Genomic DNA, 18,572 nt, shown 5'->3' on the forward strand with positions numbered 1-18,572 from the left:
CAGTTGCCGCAAGGTAGCCTTGGCTATATTAACATCACGTTAGGTGAGAATTCTAATTCAAGAACGGTGCAGGTCGATATGAATTTCCATGCCCGCGATGTGAAGGGGCCACGCCTCTGTAATGAAGCGTTGGATGAGCCGATTGATGAATCCGATCGCCGTTCGATGACGGATCAGGCCGCTCAAAAGCTGGCCGAATTGTTTGATATTCTCAAAATCGATCACGCGAACGATCACAATACCCGCGAAACGCCCAAGCGCGTCGCTAAAATGTTCGTCGAGGAAATTCTCGCCGGTCGCTACACGGCGCCGCCGCGGATCACGGAATTCGAGAATGCACTGGCATATGACCAGTTGATCGTGACTGGGCCGATTGAACTGCGTTCGATGTGCGCTCACCACCTCATGCCGATCTACGGCAGTGCCTATGTCGGCATTCTGCCTTCTGCGGAGGGCAAGATCATCGGGCTCTCCAAGTACGACCGCATTGTCGAGTACTTCGCTTCAAGGCTTCAGATCCAGGAAGAACTGGTGAAGCAAATCGGCCAATATATTGAAGATGTGACGAAGCCCCGTGGCGTTGCCGTGCGCATCAGCGCCGTCCACATGTGCAAAACCCAGCGGGGGGTGCGGGCGAGCCGTCGGTCTCGGATGGTCAATACTTACTATTGGGGCGAGCTTGCCGTGCGCCAGGACCTCAAGCGCGAGTTTCTCGACGAGTGCATCGCTCTTGATCGAGCAGCGTCAGACTAAGCGCGCAGAACGCATTTCAGCCCAAGGATATTCGGCATGAACCGTCCTCTTGCAGTTTCATCTCTCGATTCTTCCTTGAGGGCAACGTCGCGCGAGATCTATCGGTCGACAAAGACCTACGATCACATCGAGGGGCTTTCGTGCTGCTTTCGGCAATGGCGGGCGACCCATTCCCATTGCCGTCTCGTTCATGGATACGCGCTCGCTTTTCGCTTTGTTTTCGCAACGTATGAGCTGGACGAGCGCAATTGGTGCTTCGACTTTGGTGGCCTGAAGCCGGTCAAGCAGTGGCTCAAGTCGATGTTCGACCATACGATGCTCGTGGCCGAGGACGATCCTGAGCGGGCCCGATTCGAGATTCTGCATGCGGAAGGCTTGATCGACCTGCGGATCCTGCCCGCTGTCGGCTGCGAGGCCACGGCCAAGTATGTGTACGATTATGTTTCGGATTTCGTGCACGAGCAGACCAACGGCCGGGTCTGGCTGGAAAGCACGGAGGTTAGCGAGCACGGTGGAAATTCGGCCATTTATGGCCGTTGAATGGCGTCTTCCCCAAAAGCTTGGGAATATTCGAGCTGCGGCAGTTGGCCTTAGGTGCTTGACAGCAAAGGTTTGTCCCAACATTTGAGTGGGTAGGCCCGAAGATCGCTGGAGGCGCGACTTTGGAATAGGGAGCGTTGTTTGCGGTATGATCTCCCTCTACGCAATCGACCATTCTCGAGAAGCTACGGTCTCTGCGTGCCTAGCGCATTTTTCGGACTTCGCCAGCCATGAGGAAAGGGCGCATGCAGAGCGCCTGCATCGTGCGAGAGATCGCTTCTCCTACCAAGTCAGTCACGGCGGGTTGCGCCTCGCGATAGCGCGTGAAACAGGCCGCTTGCCTGGGACTATCGAGATTGAAAGGGCTGCTTCCGGCAAGCCGGTCTGTGCTGGCGGGCCGCTTTTCAGCATGAGTCACTCGGCGGATTTGACCTGTGTCGCCATTTCATCCAGCGACCGGGAGGTTGGCTTGGACATCGAGTTGCTTCCTAGCGAGGAGATCCAGGCGGGCTTCCTTTCCGCTGCGATTGCCGATGAAGAAACGGACTTATTGCCGCACCTTTCCGCGAACCGGAGTCAGGCCGAGACGATCCTGTGGTCGATCAAGGAAGCGGCTTTGAAGCTGACGGGTGAAGTTATGACCGACCCACGTCATCTTGCTGTTACCCGTTTGCGGGATAAGGACTTTCTTCTCGACGCCTCCATGACGGCGAGTGCGCCGGTTCGTCGGGCCTTCGTGCAACTTGTCGACGTCTCTCCGCTCTATGTGGTGGCTTTGGCGACTCTTGAACCAATCAACAGGACAAGCGTCACCGTTCGACAGGACGGGGAGGCGCTATCTTGTAAACTTTCTTCGGCAGAATTAACCGGCTTCTCAGGCTCCTTCAGGGGCAGACGCGCCAGTTCCGGCGACGAGATCAAAGTAAAATGACCAACCCTCTCCGTGGTCTTGCCTGTCCTGAATTCATTCGGGACGAAGTCTTGTCCGAGATCTTCGAAGCGACCGTCCGCCGAAGCCCGTATCGGATCGCGATCATCGACGGTGATGTGCGGCTGACTTACGAGGGGCTCGATCGCGCGGCCTCGGCGATCGCTCGTGGGCTCGTCGCTCAAGGGATTGGGCCGGGGCACGTGGTGGGTCTTTGGATGCCGCGCGGCTCCGATCTTCTGATCGCTCAACTCGCTATCACGAAAACAGGCGCTGCCTGGCTGCCGTTCGATGCGGAAGCTCCGGTTGAGCGCGTCGCCGCGTGCCTGGCCGACGCCGAGGCGAGGGGGCTCCTGGTGCCGGACGACTGGGCTGAGCGTGCCGCCTTGTCGGGAGTGAGGGTTTTTACGCCGGACGCGATGGCTGCGGCGGGGCAGGGGGGCGTCCTTTCCCCTCGCGACCAAGGCCTTTCCGCCGACCGCCCGGCATACATGATTTATACCTCCGGCTCGACAGGCAGGCCGAAAGGCATCGTCGTCACTCATCGCAACATCTGCCACTACCTCCGCGCGTCCAATGCCGTCTACGGCATCCACGCGGAAGACGTTGTTCTTCAGGCCTGCTCTGCCGCCTTCGATCTGTCGATGGAGGAGATCTGGGTTCCGTATCTCGTCGGCGCGACGCTTTGGGTCGCGCGGCAGGAGCTGCTGGTTGACACGGAAGCGCTTGCACAAGGAATGCACGATGCTTGCGTGACCGTGGTCGACACGGTGCCGACCTTGCTGTCGATGATCGGGGGAGAGGTGCCGACGTTGCGCCTCATCGTGCTCGGAGGCGAGGCATGCCCGCCGGCTCTGGCTGCGCGTTTCACGGGCAATGGATGCCGTGTCTTCAACAGCTACGGCCCCACCGAAGCGACTGTGGTCGCCAGCGTTGCCGAGTTGAGCATTGGCGATCCGATCACCATCGGAGGACCGATTCCCAACTACTCCTGCTATGTCGTCGACGAGGCGTTGAGCCTTGTGGCTCCCGGCGTCCAGGGAGAGCTTCTCATCGGCGGTCCCGGCATAGCTGCGGGCTATCTGGGGCGGCCAGATCTGACCACCGAAAAATTCATCGCCAACCCGTTCGGATCAGATGGGGCCGATCCGATCCTGTATCGATCCGGGGATGCGGTCGAGATCGACGCGGCCGGTCGGATCGTTTTCCACGGACGCATTGACGATCAGGTCAAGATCAGAGGGTTCCGGGTCGAGCCCGGCGAGATCGAAAGCATTCTGGTCAGCCTGCCCGGGATCGCTCAGTCAGCTGTTGTCCTGCGCAAGGATAATGGGCTTGACCGGCTGGTGGCGTTCCTGATGGCGGAGACAGGCATTACACCGGATGCTGCGCAACTTCGCCTCGCGTTGCGCGAGCGTCTTCCGCCTTACATGGTGCCGGCGCACTTCGAGATCATACCGGCATTTCCGCGCCTGGCGGCTTCGGGCAAGGTCGACCGCAAGGCGCTCATGGCGCTTCCTTTGGCCTTTGCCGAAAGCGTATTGGAACAAGACGAGCCTGAAACGGAAACCGAGGCCACCCTTCTGGCGGCGGCCAAGCGCGTTTTTCCGGATCAGGTCGTGCCATTGACCGCCGATTTCTTCCTCGAGCTTGGTGGGCACTCGTTGCTGGCGGCGCGTTTCGTGTCGGTCGTTCGTGAAGTCCCACTCCTTGCGGGCATAACCTTGCAGGATGTCTATTCGGGGCGCTCTCTGCGCGAAATCGCCGTCCGACTCGATTCACGCGTGAAGCAGAATGAAAACGCCTCCCAACGAGAGTTTGGTTTCGTTCCGCCGCCGCTGGCGCGTCGCGTGCTGTGCGGCCTGGGGCAGGCGGCTGCCATGCCGTTTATTCTGACGCTAATGTCAGCGCCGTGGCTCAGCATCTTCATCAGCTACACACTGCTCACGGGTGAGGATGCCTCTCTGCTACGGGACACGAGCTGGGTCTTCCTCGCCTATATGCTCGTGACCGTTGCGACCACCTTCATCGCCATTGCCTCCAAATGGCTGATTATCGGGCGGATCAAACCTGGTCGCTATCCTCTCTGGGGCTTTTATTACTACAGGCTCTGGCTCGTTCAGCGGATCTTGAGCCTCGTTCACATGAAGTGGTTCCAGAACTCGCCCGCCATGCGCATCTATCTGCGCTTGCTCGGAGCGAAGGTCGGCGCCGAGGCTCTTATTTCCGAGATCGATGCGGGTGCTCCCGATCTCGTCGAAATCGGCGATCACGCCAGCATCGGCGGCAAGGTGACGATCTCCAACGCGCGTGTCGTCGGCAATGAACTGGTGATCGGCCCCGTCATCATTGGGCGCGATGTGTCCATCGGCTCGTCCTGCGTGGTTGAAAATGACGTCACAATCGGGGAGGGGGCAGAACTTGCCGATCTGACGGCGGTGAAGGCCGGCTCGACCCTTGGGGCCTGGGAACAGTGGAGAGGCTCGCCCGCGGCCAAAGTCGGCGCCGTCGATCCGGTGCATCTTCCCCCGGCTGCCGAGGCCACTCCGCTGCGGCGCAACCTCCTCGCCGTCTTTTACATCGTGATGCTGATCGTAGCGCCGCCGATTGCGCTCATCCCCATCGTGCCGGCCTTCCATGTGATGGAAGTCATCGACAGCTGGATTCACCCGCTCGTCCACATCCACTATCTCTATTACATGCCGCTTCTGGCGCTGCCGGCGGCGGCGCTGATGATCTTCGCAACGGTGCTTCTGATCGCGGCGATCCGCTGGATTTTGCTGCCGCGCCTGCGCCCCGGCGTCTATTCCGTCTACAGCGGCCTCTACGCCCGCAAGTGGATCGTCGGCCTTGCGACGGAAGTCATGCTCGAAGTGCTCTCGTCTCTGTTTGCGACGGTCTACATGCGGGCCTGGTATCGTTTGATGGGGGCCAAGATCGGCAAGGGATCGGAGATCTCGACGAACCTTGCCGGCCGGTTCGACCTGATAGAACTCGGAGACCAGAACTTTATCGCCGATGACGTGGTTCTTGGCGATGAGGAGATGCGTCGTGGCTGGATGACGCTCGGCACGGTCAAAACCGGCTCCCGCGTTTTCATCGGCAACGATGCTGTCGTCCCTCCTGGTTATGCTATCGCGACCGGGGCGCTGATCGGCGTGAAATCCAAGCCGCCGGAAGGCGGGAAGGTGGGCGCGGACGAGACATGGTTCGGCTCGCCGCCGATCCAGTTGCCTGTGCGCCAGCGTTTCAACGCCGCCGTCACGGATACTTATGAGCCTTCCAAGTGGCTGAAAATTACGCGGGCGCTTTTCGAGGCCTTCAATATCACGCTTCCCACCGCTCTCTTCATCACCTTCGCGACGATGGCGATGGAAGTCCTGACGTCCTCCGTTCTGGAAGGGCGCTGGGGAACGGCGTTGGGGCTGTGCGTTCTGGCGAGCGTCGTGATCTCGGTGGCGCAGCTTCTGGTGAGCGTCGCCTACAAGTGGCTGCTGATGGGGACCTACAAGCCGACCATGCACCCGATGTGGTCCTGGTGGGCGCTTCGCACGGAGGCTGTCTCCGTCATGTATTGGGGCATGGCGGGTAAGGCGATCCTCGATCATTTCCGGGGAACGCCGTTCCTGCCCTGGGCCTTGCGGCTGTTCGGCACCAAAACCGGGCAGGGGGTCTACATGGATACGACCGACATCACGGAGTTCGACTGCGTCGATATTGGCGACTTTGCCGTCGTCAATGCCAACGCCATCCTGCAAACCCACCTCTACGAGGATCGGCTGATGAAGGTGGGCCGCATCAAGGTCGGAACCGGCGTCACCGTCAGTTCGGGCTCGACCGTTCTCTACGACACCAATCTCGGCAACTTCTCCACGCTCGGGCCTCTGACGCTCGTGATGAAGGGAGAGGCAATTCCGGTTGGCAGCGAGTGGTGGGGTTCTCCAGCCCAAACATTCGTACAGGAGGCAGTTGCTCCAAGCCTGACTCCTCAACTGGCTGGCTAAGCGGGCCCGTTTTCAACTGGCGCCAGGTTAGGATCGACAGCGTCCGGCCGCGGCGTGAAGGCCATTGATCTGTGCCGGCTAAAGCGCAGCTCGTGTGGGTCGATAGCGAACCGTTTCAGCTTGGCTTGAAGACTGGCGTCAAAAGCCGTCCTCAGGTCATTGGAGTTTGCGCGACCAGGCTTGCGAGCGGGAAAAAGGGGCGGCTCTTTAACGTCCGCGATGTGCCGTCTCACCTATTCCGAGTCTGTAATCTGAAATTTCGCTGATTTATTAACGATCAACGTTTTGCTGACTTTGAGTCCAATCTCACGAAACCCGAGTCCTTAATACGCGCTCTGGGCAATGACGTGGAAGAAGCTTCCTGTCACATATCCGCTGCGATGGCCGGCCGTTCCGAGATCGGTGCCCTCGGCATCCGCAATCATGGCAAATGCCGAGGCTCTGGCGCCGTCGCTCGCTGTCACGGAAGCATAGTGGAATTCATGGCCAACAAGGCATTGTCCGCTCCGCCCGAGCGGGCCGTCGTGCAGGAGCCGTGCCACACGATATCCGAGATGAATCTCGCGCTTAGCGTAACTCGTGTCCACCGGAAGCAAGCCCGCCATTTCGTGGGTATGGCCGCTGCCATCCTCCAGTGTGCGGCCCAAGACCATGTAGCCTCCGCATTCTCCGTGAACCGGGTACTTCTCCGCGAAGAGATGTAAGCCTGTCAAAAATTGGCGGGCATTGGATATGCGGCCTGCATGAAGCTCTGGATAGCCTCCAGGGAGCCAGCATGAATCGCAGCCAGAGGGGGGAGGCTCATCCGCGAGCGGGGAGAAGGTGACGATCTCCGCGCCCGCGGCTCGCCAACCAGCGAGCACATGCGGATAGATGAACGAGAATGCCCGATCGAAAGCCAGCGCGATACGTTGCCCCGGTGGAGGAAGGATTTGGGTCGGCTCGATCGGCGCGGCGCGGATCGGCTTGGTAAACGTCACAAGGCGATCGAGATCGATTGCTTGGTCAATTGTGTCGGCGAGCCTTTCGAGCTTGGTCTCAAGTTCCTCCGTCTCCGCTGCCTGGACGAGACCAAGGTGGCGTTCAGGCAGGGCCAGCCCGGAATTTCGCATCAGAGCTCCGACCACCGGCAGACCGATCCGAGCCATGCCATCCTCCACCAATCGGCGATGACGCTCACTCGCTACGTTGTTCAAGATGACGCCTTGAACATTAATGCGAGGATCGAAACTGGCGCAGCCGAGCGCCACGGCCGCTGCCGATTGAGCATGGCCCGAAACATCGAGAACGAGAACGACAGGCCAATCGAATAGGGCGGCGATGTCGGCGCTCGCACCTGTGCGGCCTGTCTCCTGACGGACCCCATCGAAAAGGCCCATGGAGCCCTCTGCAATGATGAGATCCGCGTCTTGCGCGGTATCGGCGACAATCTTCGTCAGGAGAGGCGCACTCATGGCAAAGCTGTCGACATTGAAGCTTGGCGCGCCCGTTGCTGCGGCGTGAAAGGCTGGGTCGATGTAGTCGGGTCCGCATTTCAATCCGCGGACACGCAGCCCCTGGCGCGTCAGAGCACGCAGCAGCCCAAGCACCACAGTGGTCTTGCCCGATCCTGATCGTGGAGCGGCAATGAGAAGGCCACGCGCCCCCGTCATTGTGCGGCCTCGTTGCTGAACTCCAAAAGATGATTGGCGATGGCTGAGCGGAACGCAGCGACGGCTCCGATGGCGATGACGGCGGGCGAGCGGATCTCTCCCTCTTGCACCAGCCGAGGCAGGTTCAGGAGCGTTGCATCCACGAGTCTTTCGCGGGACGTCGTTGCGGCGTGAGCAACGATTACGGGAGTAGATCCCGCAAGCCCGCCTTGCATCAACTCATCGACGATGTCGGCGATGTTCGACACCGCCATGTAAAGAATGATCGGCGCTCCTGCGCGGGCCAGCGCCGCCCAGTCCATGGACGCATCCGGCGCACAATGGCCCGTTGCCAGGATTACGGCGTGGTTGGTGGCGCGGGTCGTTGCCGGAATGCCATGAATGGCGAGCGTAGCAAGGCCGCTCGATAAACCGGGAATGATCCGGAAATGAATGCCGGCTTCGGTAAGGGCCAACGCTTCCTCGCCGCCCCGGCCGAAGATGAAAGGATCGCCGCCCTTCAGTCGCAAAACCCGTTTACCCATCCGGGCAAGTGTGATGAGGCGCTCGCAAATTGCCTCTTGGGACACTGACGGAAGACCGCCTCGCTTTCCCACATCTTCGAGAACGGCGTCCTTGCGGGCGAGCGAAAGCACGCCGGGATCGATAAGGGCATCATGGACGACGACATCGGCTGCCGCGAGCGCGTTCAGAGCATGAATGGTCAGAAAACCGGGATCGCCCGGTCCGGCCCCGACCAGCCATACCGTGCCCGGTGCGAAGGGAGGGGAGAGACGTGAAAGTGAGGTCATGAACCCCTCTGACTCAGGCTTCATCGGATACTCTCCTTCAGGCCGGGCCTGAAGCGGCGATCGTAATCTGCCGAATAGAGGGCGCTGTCGCGAAAGTCCGATGCATCGAGAGCGCGGCCAACCAGGATGAGGGCTGTTCGTTCCAGCTTTTCCGCCCGCACCATCGAGGCGATCGTTCCGAGCGGGCCCTTCAGCACTCGCTCATCCGGCCACGAGGCACGCCAAACGACCGCTGACGGGCAATCCGCTCCATAGGCTGGAAGCAGATCTTCGACCACCTGTTCGATGACATGAATCGACAGATGGATCGCGAGCGTTGCCTTCGTCTGAGCAAAGGTTGCGAGGCGCTCGGTTTCCGGCATCAAGGAGGCTCGTCCCGAGGTCCGGGTCAGCACGACCGACTGTGCGACCTCGGGCACGGTCAATTCACGTCCGAGCGTGGCCGCTGCCGCGGCGAAAGCAGGGACGCCCGGCGTGAGTGTGTAGGGAATGCCGAGACGGTCGAGACGGCGCAACTGTTCTCCGAGCGCGCTCCAGATCGAAAGGTCTCCGGAATGAAGCCGTGCCACGTCCTCGCCTTGCCTGTGAGCGCGCTCATACTCGGCTGTGATGGCATCGAGATCCAAGGGAGCCGTGTCGACGATGCGCGCGCCGGGCGGGCACCATTGCAAGATTTCGGGCGGAATGATCGAGCCCGCGAAAAGGCACACCGGACAGCGCTCGACGAGGGAGCGGCCGCGCACCGTGATGAGATCGGCGGCTCCTGGGCCCGCTCCGATGAAATGCACTGTCATGGGGAATTCTCCGATCCTGTGGAGGCAAGAGCGCAAGTGGCGTTGGGTGAAGCAACGCGTTCGAGGACAAGTCGGGCACCCGGCCCGACGGCGCCGAGTGCTGCCGCTTCTGCCACCGAACCGACGCCGTGAGCGACAAGGGCGCGTGGCGATATCGTCCTGACCTGCGGAGCGGAGGATGCCAACGCACCTTTTCCAACAGCAAGTGGTTTTACGGAAAGCTTGATAGCCGCATCGCTGAAGGCAGGTCGATTTGCGAGTGCCTCGATCGTCGCGAGCCCAGCCAACTGGTTCAGGCTGACAGCGGCATGCGCAAACGCCTGACGCACGAGCTCCGCAATCTCGTCGCCGGTGACACCATGCCTGAATCCAACGCCAGCGATGATCATGGCTTCGATACTGTCCATTGCGTTACCGGCATCGCACCTCGCCAACCATGCATGCCGCCGATCCTGTCCAGACGTGACAGCGCAATGCGCCGCATCGTGCCGCCGTATTGCGCATGGAGCGATCCGAGCAGCATTTCGGTTTCCAGGGTAACCGCGTTGAGAACGAGGCGGCCCCCCGGTTTGAGTGAGGCCCAGGCGGTTTCGAACACGCCCGCATCCGTTGCACCGCCACCGATGAAGACCGCATCCGGCTCGGGCCATTCAGCGACCGCCTCCGGTGCTCGGCCAACGCAAACCTCAAGCTGCGTGGCGCCTAATTGCTTCGCGTTCCGGCGTGCCCGCTCCGCGCGTTCCATGCTCTCCTCGACAGCGAGGCAGCGGTTTCTCGGGTGGCGCAGACACCATTCGATGCCGATGGACCCTGCTCCTGCACCGATATCCCAAAGGAGTTCTCCTGCGCGAGGCGCGAGCGCCGCAAGGGTCAGTGCGCGAATTTCGGCCTTCGTAAGCTGCCCATCATTCTCGAACAAGGAATCGTCGAGGCCCGGGGTGAGGGCGGTTACCCGCGCATCCTGCCCGGCCACGACCTCGATGGCGACGGTGTTGAGCGGATCGACATCGGTCAGCGCGAATTCTGCTGCGGCGACGCCGCGAACCCGCTCGCGGGGACCGCCCATGGCTTCCAGTACAGTGATCGTGGAGTGCGAAAGATTGCGGCTCTTCAATAGCTCGGCGAGCCTGCCGGGCGTCGTGCCGTCCCAGGAGAGCGCGATAAGACGCGCACCAGGTTGCAGATAGGGAATGATCCGCTCCAATGCCCGGCCATGCAGACTGATGCAGTCGCACTCCGGCAGTGACCAACCCATGCGCGCGGCCGCAAGGCTGAAGGCCGAGGCTTGCGGGAAGCAGATGATTTCCTCGGGGGGAACGAGGCGGGCCAACTCTGCTCCCACGCCGTAATGGAAGGGGTCGCCTGTGGCGAGAACGCAGGTCGATTCGCCGCGCCGGGCGAGAATAGCTTGGTAGCCTTCGGAAATCGGGCTGGGCCATGGGAGCGCGCGCGCGGCGAGCGGCGCGGCCAGCGCAAGGTGTCGCGCTCCGCCGACGACAAGCTCCGCCTGATCGAGTGCCGCCACAGCTGCCGACGAGAGCCCGGCGCGGCCATCCTCTCCAATGCCAATGATGGTGAGCCACGGCTGGGAAACCGATCTCGACTTTGCCTCAGGTTTCGGAGACAAGATGCTCATGCGCATTCTCATTCTGGGCGGCACCACGGAGGCTTTCGCGCTTGCGGGGCGCCTTGCCGGATTTACCGAATTCCATCCTCTTCTGTCCTTCGCCGGCAGGACAGGCAATCCCCGTCAGGTGTCCATCCCAACTCGTATCGGTGGGTTTGGGGGCATTCATGGCCTTGAACGATTCCTCGCCGACGATGGGGTCGAAGCCGTCATCGATGCGACCCATCCGTTTGCCGCAAGGATTTCCCGTAATGCGGCTCTGGCCTGCGTTCAGGCGCAGATCCCGCTGCTTGCTCTGCGACGGCCGCCTTGGATACGTCAGCAGGGGGATCACTGGATCGATGTGGAATCGATGACCAGTGCGGCGGAGGCGCTCGGAACCGCGCCCCGCAGGGTTTTTCTGACCATCGGCCGACAGGAACTCCACCATTTCGAGGCGGCGAAGCAGCACATCTATCTGGTTCGCACGGTCGAGCCCATCGGTGAGGCGCTTGCCTCGTCGAACGTCATCGCAATCCGGGACCGGGGACCCTTCGACGAGGAGGCTGAGCGCTCGCTCATGGAGCGGGAGGGCATCGATATCTTGGTCAGCAAGAATTCCGGTGGGTCCGCAACCTATCCCAAAATAGCCGCCGCCCAGGCATTGGGATTGCCGGTCGTGATGGTTGCGCGGCCCGATAAGCCGGCAGACGTGCCGACGGTAACCTTGCCTGAAGCCGCTCTTGAGTGGCTGAGACAACTTCACGAGCGGACTCCGTAGGATCGCGGCGTGTAGACGTAAGGTCCCCGGCCTTCGTCTCGCTCAATAAGCCGTGTTGTGCTCGCACCGATGATGAGAAGCGTGGACATGTCGGCCTGGGAGGGCTCCACCTCCGAAAGCGATCTCACGGTGATCCGCTCGTCGGGCCTTCCCACGGCGCGCGCCAGCACAACGGGTGTGTCGGGATCGCGGACCTCTCTCACGAGCGACAGCGCGGCTCCGAGTTGCCAAGGGCGCGCAGAGGAAATGGGGTTGTAGAGAGCGATAGCGAAATCCGCGCTAAGGGCAGCCTTCAGGCGCGCTTCTACGACCTCCCACGGTTTCAGGTTGTCCGAAAGGGATATCGCGCAGAAGTCGCCGCCGAGGGGAGCACCGACACGCGCCGCGGCTGCGAACATCGCCGTGACGCCGGGCTCGACCCGGATGTCGAGACTGCGCCAGGCCGGATCACCGCTTTCAACGGCCTCGAACACCGCGGCGGCCATTGCGAAGACACCAGGGTCGCCGCCTGAGACCACCGCGACGCGGGCGCCATCGGCGGCGAGCTCGAGCGCATAGCGCGCCCGATCGAGCTCGACCCGGTTGTCCGATGGGTGACGGCGCTGTCCGGGCCGTTCAGGAGCCCGGACGAGATAGGGGCCATAGCCGACGAGATCTGTCGCTTGCGCCAAAGCCTCCGATGCTGCGGGCGTCAGCCAACGCGTGTCTCCGGGACCGAGGCCTACGATGGTAAGGCAGCCGCTCACAGACGTCTCCCTTCACCCGGTACGATGATGAGCGAGAAATACGGCGCTTCCTCATCTTCGGGCAGCGCCGAAAGGGGCACGATCCGTTCCTCGATCATCGTTGCACGCTCCACATAGATCGCACGATCCGTCAGGCCGGCGGCGCCCAGGGCCGCACGTACCTTGGGCAAATTGCGGCCGAGTTTCATCAGCACTGCGGCATCCGTTCCGGCGAGGTGCCGAACCAGGTCGTCATACGGCAAGGTCCCCGGAATGACGGTAAGCACGTCGTCGCCCCAGGTGATTGGGGCACCGGCATGGGTCCATGCGCCGGACATCGCGGTGACCGCAGGTACCACCTCTACAGGGACCAAATCCTTCAGCCGTCGCCACAGATGCATGAACGACCCGTAGAAGAAGGGGTCGCCCTCGCACAGCACGCCAATCGTTAGCCCGGCCTCGGCCTCCCGTAACAGGAGCTGGACCGATTGCTCATAGAACGACCGGATGGCGGCGGCGTAGTCTGGATGATCGGCTGGGACTTCTGTCGTCAATGGATAGACGAGAGCGATCTCCCGCTGCGGATCGGCTCCGACAACCGCATCGGCGATGGTGCGAGCATTGCCACGCCGTCCGCGTTTGCAGAAATGGACGAGGCGATCGGCCTTCTCCAACACCTCCCGCGCACGCACGGACATGTAGTCCGGGTTACCCGGGCCGAGGCCGATGCCATAAAAACGTGGTTGTTGCAGTGCCATCGTCGATTTACTCCGCCGAAGACGCGAGGGCGTTGACGGCCGCTGCCGCCATGGCGCTTCCACCACGCCGACCATGCACGACGAGGTACGGAATCCGACCATCGCGGGCAAGCGCATCCTTCGACTCTGCGGCTCCAATAAATCCGACGGGAATGCCGATAATCGCTGCGGGCTTCGGCGCTCCGCAATCCAGCATTTCGATAAGGTGGAAGAGGGCGGTTGGCGCATTCCCGACGACGACCACCGATCCGTCCAGGTGCTCGCGCCATAGCTCAAGGGCAGCCGCGGAACGTGTGGTCGCCATCTCGGTCGCCAAAGCCGGAACGCGCGGATCGTCAAGGGTGCAGATCACTGCGTTCGAAGCGGGCAGTCTTGCGCGGGTGATGCCGTTTGCGACCATTTTGGCGTCGCAGAGGATGGGAGCGCCGCACTTTAGCGCCGTCTCGGCGGCACTCGCGAAATCCGGAGAGAGATCCACGTCCTTCGGGAGATCCGTCATGCCGCAGGCATGGATCATGCGGACAACGACTCGTTCGGCGGTACCTGAAAAGCGCGACAGGTCCGATTCCGCTCGGATGATTGCAAAGGAGCGGCGGTAGATCTCCGCGCCTTCCCGAATGTAGTCGAGGCTCGCGCTCATGAGGGGTCCTTTCGGAAAGCGCGCGCCATATCGCCGGGCGCGTTCAGTGATGAGAGGCGGATCATGATGTCCTCGATGGTGAGATAGGTGGCCGCCTTCTCGCGAGAGGAGCCACTGACGATTACCCCATAACAGCCGTCCTCCCTCCCAACCAAGGTGAGATCGGAGGGGGAAGGATGAGCGCAGCCCTTCCCGCAGCCGGAGACGTGAATGCTTGCTCCTTGACTGAACAGGTGACTGGCCGCCTGGGCGATGCGCACGGCATCTTCCGACGCAGGCCGGAAAGCGCCTGCGCAGGCGGGCTTGCCAGGACAGGCCTGGATGGAGAGGCGCGGGTCGCTCTCATCGAGGATGAAACCGAGGAATCTCGCTTCATCGGCAACACGCTGGGCCGATTGCTCCGCGAGGCCCGGGAGGAGAAGCCCGCGTGTAAAGGACAGGCGGATTTCATCGTTGCCGAAGTCACGGCTCCAATCGGCTGTCCGGGTAAGCTGCTGACTCTCGCAGCGGCCGAACGGGAGTGCAGCAAGGACAGCCTGACCACCCGAGCCGAGGTCGATCACGCCCGCCAGACGCCCGTTCGCATGCGAACATGGGGGTGAAGCAGGTTGTAGCTCCACTAATGCCTCAAGCTCGCGAATAAGACCCGGGTCCAACTCAAGAAGTCGTCGTGCATCCGTTCGTCCTGCTTGCCGCATTTCTACGAACGATGACAGAAGCGTGCCTGCGATGCTTGGCACGGATTCAAGAGAAGCTTTACCGATCCACCGGATGCCGCCTGAGGACGCAAGCCCGATCGCGACCGCATCGAGGTCGTCCGTCGCGGTGACATGCAGATCCGCACCGACGGATTCGAGCAAAATGCTTCCACCCCCGTCGATGGCGATGCAAATTTTCGCCGGCAGATTTCCTGGCGCGGCTGCTTCCACCGCTTCCGAAAGCGATAGGGGATCGAAACGCTCTTGCGGATCAAGGCCTGCAAGCGGCGAGACGATGCACAATCTGTGCGGCCCATCACCCTCAGGCTCGAGAAGTCCTCCTTCGTCGAGACACTCGACCAGTGCACCATAGGAGTCTTCCCGGACGCCTCTGATTTGCAAATTTCCCCGGGCAGTGACGTCCAAATGTCCGTTGCCATGGTCTTTTGCAGCCTGCGCGATCATGCGTGCCTGTACACTTGTCAGCCTGCCTGCCGGCGGATGGATGCGCACGAGCAGCCCGTCGCCCGTTATCATCGGGCGGCGTACGCCAGGGCACCAGCCGCGGCGGCTTGAAGATGCCGCTTCGGCACTCATGGTCGCTCCTTTCCATCGAACAAGGCCGCGACGGAATTGATCCTGCTTTGCCACAATCTTCTGCGCCGGGCCTCCGCCAAGCGCTCGTGAATGGCCTGGGCGGCAGGTGGATTGGCGACTGCGATCTGCTCCCACATCGGCGCGTTCGCCCGGATGGCGGTGAAGACCAGGTCGAAGAGCGAAGTCGGGACGCTGTCAGTCGTCGCCGCGAAAGCGAAGAGCGCGTCGATCCCTTGCGCGATTTCCGCCGCTCCGCGCCAGCCGTGGCGCAGTTGGCCGGCAATCCAGCGCGGGTTGGTGAGACGTCCGCGCACCAGCCGGTCGATATCCTCGTGCAGAGTCCGTGCCTTGGGCGCTTCCGGACGGCTCGTATCGAGGCTGTAAAGGGTAGGGGAGGCACCAAGCACTCTGGCGGCCGCGGCGAAACCGCCCGCGGAATCCGCCACGGAATCTCCGTCCAATATGTCGCGCTCTGCCACGTCAGTGACATGAACGAAAGCATCGGCCCGCGCGACCCGACGCGGAAAACTCGTATCCAAGCGAGCCTCGCCGCCGGGGCCGAAAGCGTGCGATGTCCCTTCAAGATAGGTTGTGCCGAGATCGTCTTGTTCAGCCCAATCATCACCATCGAGTGCTCGGTTGGTCACGCCCGCTCCGTAAACGCCGGGAACCGACCCGAAAACACGGGACAGGGCCTCGCCGCGTCGGCGGGCGGCGGCGAGTTCGTTCCAGGCGTCGTCTTCCTCCAATGCCGCTACGGCGCGGGCGGCCTGGTCGAGCAGGGCCATCTGATCGGGGAACGTGTCCCGGAAGGCGCCTGAAACGCGGACCGTCACATCGGCGCGAGGGCGGTCGAGAAGGGGCTGCGGAATGATCTCGAATCCTGTCACCCGCGTGGAGGCGTGATCCCACACCGGCCGTACCCCCATCAGTGCGAGCGCATGCGCAATGTCCTCTCCGCCCGATCGTAAGGTCGGAGATGCCCACAGATCCATCACGATCCTTCGGGGCCAGTCACCTTCCTCCTGCAAGTGACGGCGCACCACCTCCGACGCGGCCAGCGTGCCGAGTTTGGTCGCCGCCCGCGTGGGGATCGCACGGGGATCCAATGTGGCCAGGTTCCGGCCGGTCGGCAGAACGTCGAGCCTGCCGCGTGAAGGAGAGCCCGAAGGGCCGGGAACGACGAACCGGCCATCGAGCGCGGCAAGGAGTCCGCTGCGCTCACCGGCGGCACACTCCTCGAAGCTCTCGTCAGCACAGCCGAAAACATGGAGGCCATCGCGGATGGCGACCTCGCCGAGATCGCATAGATGGGCGTCAAGGCGGGTCAGAGCCTCGTCCATCGCGATTCCAGCGGTGACGCCGCAGACGGCTGCCAAACCGTTTGTCTGTGCCCGTTCGAGGATCTCTCTGGCCACAAGGTCGGCTCGCTTCGGATCCAGGACTTGCGCGGAGGAGAATTCCTCCACCAATTCGCGCAAGGCGAATGCCTCGCCATCAAGCCCTGCTGTTGCGACAGGAGGCGTGAGGTGACCGATTGTCACCGCTCCGATGCGCCGCTTGGCAGGTGCGGCCTCGCCGGGGTCGTCCACGATGAAGGGATAGATGACCGGAAGCGTGCCGATGGCGAGGCGCGGCCAGCACTCCGGCGATAGGGCCACGGCCTTACCCGGCAGCCATTCAGTCGAACCGTGCGTACCGAGATGGATCAGTGCGTCGATAGACTCGAGAGTTCTCAAACCCCAATAAAAGGCGAGATACCCATGGCTCGGCGGAAGGTCCGGATCATGATATCCGCCTTTGCGATCCCGGCCGTGTCCTCGATCAGGCTGAAGCGCGATCAGCACTTTTCCAACGCGCCGTACGCGAAAACGAAATGCGCCGTCGCTCACGTGAGGATCGTCCTCGGGATGACTCCACCGTGCATGAATCGCGATACGCCGCTCCTCAGGAAGTGAATCGAGCCAGACGCGATAGTCTGAGAGCGGAATGGCAAAGGATGCCTCTCCCGCCGTCAGGCCCGGCATCAGATCGCCCGGTTCGAAATCGCGCTTGGAATCGTATCCAGCCTCATGAAGTGCGTCGAGAATGGAGCAGGAACTGGCCGGCGTATCGAGGCCGACTGCGAAGCCCGCACGGCCGCCCCGCGCGGGATAATCCGACAAAACCAACGCAAGGCGACGTTCCGCGCGCGCCGTGCGGCGAAGCCGCACCCAGGCGGCAGCCGTGTCCGCAACCGCGGCGATGCCGGCTTCATCCGGTGCCTGGATGCGACGTGCGAACGCGAGATGGGGATCCTCCGGCTCTTCGGTCTTGAAGGAAATCGGACCCGTGATGATGCGTCCGTCGAATTCGGGCAGCGCGATCTGCATGGCGAGATCGGCAGCCGACAGGCCGCGAGGAGACGCATCCCACGCGTCACGTGTGCTACCGACAGGGATTGCTTGCAGGATGGGGCAGTCGGCTTCGTCCAGGACGAAGCCGACATGGTCTCGGGACGAGAAGGCTGTTGTTGTAACGATGACGTCGGGACGACGAGCCTGGATCGCACGGCGCAAGATTGCCGCTGCATCGGGATCTTTCAGGCTGGAGACTGCGAGGACGACCGTGTCTATGCCGCGTTCGAGAAGGGCAGACACCGAGGATTCTACCGCGTTCGTGTCGCCAGCCAACACTGCCGAGCGATAAGCGATGAAATATGCGAGGGGGCGATTGAGGCTCGCCTGCGTGATGATCGCTTCTGGCTCCTCGAAGATACCGTCGGATGTCCAGGCGAAGGCCGCAGGAAGGGGCCGAGGCGGCTGGATTGGAAAGGCGACGCCATCGATTTCGCCGATGATCCGCGCAATCAGCCGCTCCATGTTTTCGATGCCGCCCGCCCGGAAGTAGGCCTCAAGCAAGTGGCAGACTTCAGCCGGCACGGTTGCGTAAGCCGAAAGCCGTGGATCGGGACGGTCGTCTCCCGGCAGGATGGCCAACTTGATATTTCTCTCTCGGCATACAGCTGAGAGCCGCTCGACGCCGTAGCGCCAATAATCGAGGCCGCCGAGGCAACGCACGAGGACGAACCGCGCCTGCGCAGCGGTTCGCTCAATATACAGATCGACCGAAAGAGGATGGCGAAGCCGCCTCAGCGAAGCGAGCCGCAAAGGGGCTGCGCCGCAAACACGTCCATGCGCAGCCGCCAGGGCACTGAGGTCGCTGTCCGCGAAGGACAGGGCCACGATGTCTCCAGGAGGTTGCTGGAGATCGACAGCCTCCAGCCCTTCTTCGAGGGAAACAGTCGTGACCGGGAGGAGGTGCAT

15 protein-coding genes are annotated in these 18,572 nt (G+C 62.0%); 5 read left to right on the forward strand and 10 right to left on the reverse strand.

Going from position 1 to position 18,572, the window contains the following annotated elements; all coding sequences use genetic code 11:
- Window positions 1-66 precede the first annotated feature (66 nt).
- The 4 genes from folE (at window position 67) to DQW91_RS09545 (ending at window position 6,225) form a co-directional block, all read left to right on the forward strand.
- A complete protein-coding gene (gene folE, locus DQW91_RS09530) occupies window positions 67-753 on the forward strand; it encodes a GTP cyclohydrolase I (protein ID WP_157961390.1) in 687 nt (228 codons plus the stop codon).
- Between the two features lie 36 nt (window positions 754-789).
- Window positions 790-1,293 (forward strand): 6-pyruvoyl trahydropterin synthase family protein, encoded by a 504-nt coding sequence (locus tag DQW91_RS09535; protein ID WP_112663395.1) that lies wholly within the window; start codon window positions 790-792, stop codon window positions 1,291-1,293.
- Window positions 1,294-1,441: 148 nt separating this feature from the next.
- Window positions 1,442-2,224, forward strand: coding sequence for a 4'-phosphopantetheinyl transferase family protein (locus DQW91_RS09540; RefSeq protein ID WP_112663396.1), 783 nt, complete (start codon window positions 1,442-1,444; stop codon window positions 2,222-2,224).
- Window positions 2,221-6,225 (forward strand): Pls/PosA family non-ribosomal peptide synthetase, encoded by a 4,005-nt coding sequence (locus DQW91_RS09545; RefSeq protein ID WP_112663397.1) that lies wholly within the window; start codon window positions 2,221-2,223, stop codon window positions 6,223-6,225. Before DQW91_RS09540 ends, DQW91_RS09545 begins: the two co-directional genes overlap by 4 nt.
- 323 nt (window positions 6,226-6,548) lie before the next feature.
- Here DQW91_RS09545 and DQW91_RS09550 read toward each other — a convergent pair whose 3' ends face one another.
- The 5 genes from DQW91_RS09550 to cbiE are packed head-to-tail and all read right to left on the reverse strand — an operon-like array spanning window position 6,549 to window position 11,098.
- Window positions 6,549-7,877: a cobyrinic acid a,c-diamide synthase CobB gene (locus tag DQW91_RS09550; RefSeq protein WP_112663398.1), complete on the reverse strand. Its 1,329-nt coding sequence runs from the start codon at window positions 7,875-7,877 to the stop codon at window positions 6,549-6,551.
- A complete protein-coding gene (gene cobA / locus DQW91_RS09555; RefSeq protein ID WP_112663651.1) occupies window positions 7,874-8,668 on the reverse strand; it encodes a uroporphyrinogen-III C-methyltransferase in 795 nt (264 codons plus the stop codon). Before cobA ends, DQW91_RS09550 begins: the two co-directional genes overlap by 4 nt.
- A 20-nt stretch (window positions 8,669-8,688) precedes the next feature.
- Complete coding sequence (gene cobM / locus DQW91_RS09560) at window positions 8,689-9,462, reverse strand: precorrin-4 C(11)-methyltransferase (RefSeq protein WP_112663399.1); 774 nt, start codon at window positions 9,460-9,462, stop codon at window positions 8,689-8,691.
- The gene (locus DQW91_RS09565; RefSeq protein WP_198411831.1) at window positions 9,459-9,851 is read right to left on the reverse strand and encodes a cobalamin biosynthesis protein; all 393 of its coding nucleotides are present in this window, start codon (window positions 9,849-9,851) and stop codon (window positions 9,459-9,461) included. The genes cobM and DQW91_RS09565 overlap by 4 nt, the downstream gene beginning before the upstream one ends.
- On the reverse strand, window positions 9,848-11,098 hold the full coding sequence (gene cbiE, locus DQW91_RS09570) for a precorrin-6y C5,15-methyltransferase (decarboxylating) subunit CbiE (RefSeq protein WP_112663401.1): 1,251 nt from the start codon (window positions 11,096-11,098) through the stop codon (window positions 9,848-9,850). Before cbiE ends, DQW91_RS09565 begins: the two co-directional genes overlap by 4 nt.
- Between cbiE and DQW91_RS09575 the strand changes: the two genes are divergently transcribed.
- Entirely contained in the window at window positions 11,097-11,849 is a 753-nt protein-coding gene (locus tag DQW91_RS09575; RefSeq protein ID WP_112663402.1) for a cobalt-precorrin-6A reductase, read from the forward strand. The genes cbiE and DQW91_RS09575 overlap by 2 nt on opposite strands.
- Here the strand turns inward: DQW91_RS09575 and cobJ are convergent.
- Genes cobJ through cobN form a run of 5 tightly spaced genes read right to left on the reverse strand, consistent with a single transcriptional unit; the run spans window position 11,831 to window position 18,572 of the window.
- Window positions 11,831-12,595: a precorrin-3B C(17)-methyltransferase gene (gene cobJ, locus DQW91_RS09580; protein ID WP_112663403.1), complete on the reverse strand. Its 765-nt coding sequence runs from the start codon at window positions 12,593-12,595 to the stop codon at window positions 11,831-11,833. The genes DQW91_RS09575 and cobJ overlap by 19 nt on opposite strands.
- Entirely contained in the window at window positions 12,592-13,332 is a 741-nt protein-coding gene (locus DQW91_RS09585) for a precorrin-2 C(20)-methyltransferase (protein ID WP_112663404.1), read from the reverse strand. Before DQW91_RS09585 ends, cobJ begins: the two co-directional genes overlap by 4 nt.
- A 7-nt stretch (window positions 13,333-13,339) precedes the next feature.
- Window positions 13,340-13,972: a precorrin-8X methylmutase gene (locus DQW91_RS09590; RefSeq protein ID WP_112663405.1), complete on the reverse strand. Its 633-nt coding sequence runs from the start codon at window positions 13,970-13,972 to the stop codon at window positions 13,340-13,342.
- On the reverse strand, window positions 13,969-15,267 hold the full coding sequence (cobG, locus tag DQW91_RS09595) for a precorrin-3B synthase (protein WP_112663406.1): 1,299 nt from the start codon (window positions 15,265-15,267) through the stop codon (window positions 13,969-13,971). Before cobG ends, DQW91_RS09590 begins: the two co-directional genes overlap by 4 nt.
- Window positions 15,264-18,572 (reverse strand): cobaltochelatase subunit CobN, encoded by a 3,309-nt coding sequence (gene cobN / locus DQW91_RS09600; RefSeq protein ID WP_112663407.1) that lies wholly within the window; start codon window positions 18,570-18,572, stop codon window positions 15,264-15,266. The genes cobG and cobN overlap by 4 nt, the downstream gene beginning before the upstream one ends.

Source organism: Microvirga flavescens (assembly GCF_003290125.1).
Taxonomy (GTDB): domain Bacteria; phylum Pseudomonadota; class Alphaproteobacteria; order Rhizobiales; family Beijerinckiaceae; genus Microvirga; species Microvirga flavescens.

Bases quoted from the DNA above. Each gene is read 5' to 3' on its own strand.
- DQW91_RS09565 (WP_198411831.1), bottom strand. From the start codon at position 9,851: ATGATCATCGCTGGCGTTGGATTCAGGCATGGTGTCACCGGCGACGAG.
- DQW91_RS09550 (WP_112663398.1), bottom strand. From the start codon at position 7,877: ATGACGGGGGCGCGTGGCCTTCTCATTGCCGCTCCACGATCAGGATCG.
- cobN (WP_112663407.1), bottom strand. From the start codon at position 18,572: ATGCACCTCCTCCCGGTCACGACTGTTTCCCTCGAAGAAGGGCTGGAG.
- cobM (WP_112663399.1), bottom strand. From the start codon at position 9,462: ATGACAGTGCATTTCATCGGAGCGGGCCCAGGAGCCGCCGATCTCATC.
- cbiE (WP_112663401.1), bottom strand. From the start codon at position 11,098: ATGAGCATCTTGTCTCCGAAACCTGAGGCAAAGTCGAGATCGGTTTCC.
- DQW91_RS09590 (WP_112663405.1), bottom strand. From the start codon at position 13,972: ATGAGCGCGAGCCTCGACTACATTCGGGAAGGCGCGGAGATCTACCGC.
- DQW91_RS09585 (WP_112663404.1), bottom strand. From the start codon at position 13,332: ATGGCACTGCAACAACCACGTTTTTATGGCATCGGCCTCGGCCCGGGT.
- DQW91_RS09535 (WP_112663395.1), top strand. From the start codon at position 790: ATGAACCGTCCTCTTGCAGTTTCATCTCTCGATTCTTCCTTGAGGGCA.
- DQW91_RS09540 (WP_112663396.1), top strand. From the start codon at position 1,442: ATGATCTCCCTCTACGCAATCGACCATTCTCGAGAAGCTACGGTCTCT.
- cobG (WP_112663406.1), bottom strand. From the start codon at position 15,267: ATGAGTGCCGAAGCGGCATCTTCAAGCCGCCGCGGCTGGTGCCCTGGC.
- cobA (WP_112663651.1), bottom strand. From the start codon at position 8,668: ATGACCTCACTTTCACGTCTCTCCCCTCCCTTCGCACCGGGCACGGTA.
- DQW91_RS09575 (WP_112663402.1), top strand. From the start codon at position 11,097: ATGCGCATTCTCATTCTGGGCGGCACCACGGAGGCTTTCGCGCTTGCG.
- DQW91_RS09545 (WP_112663397.1), top strand. From the start codon at position 2,221: ATGACCAACCCTCTCCGTGGTCTTGCCTGTCCTGAATTCATTCGGGAC.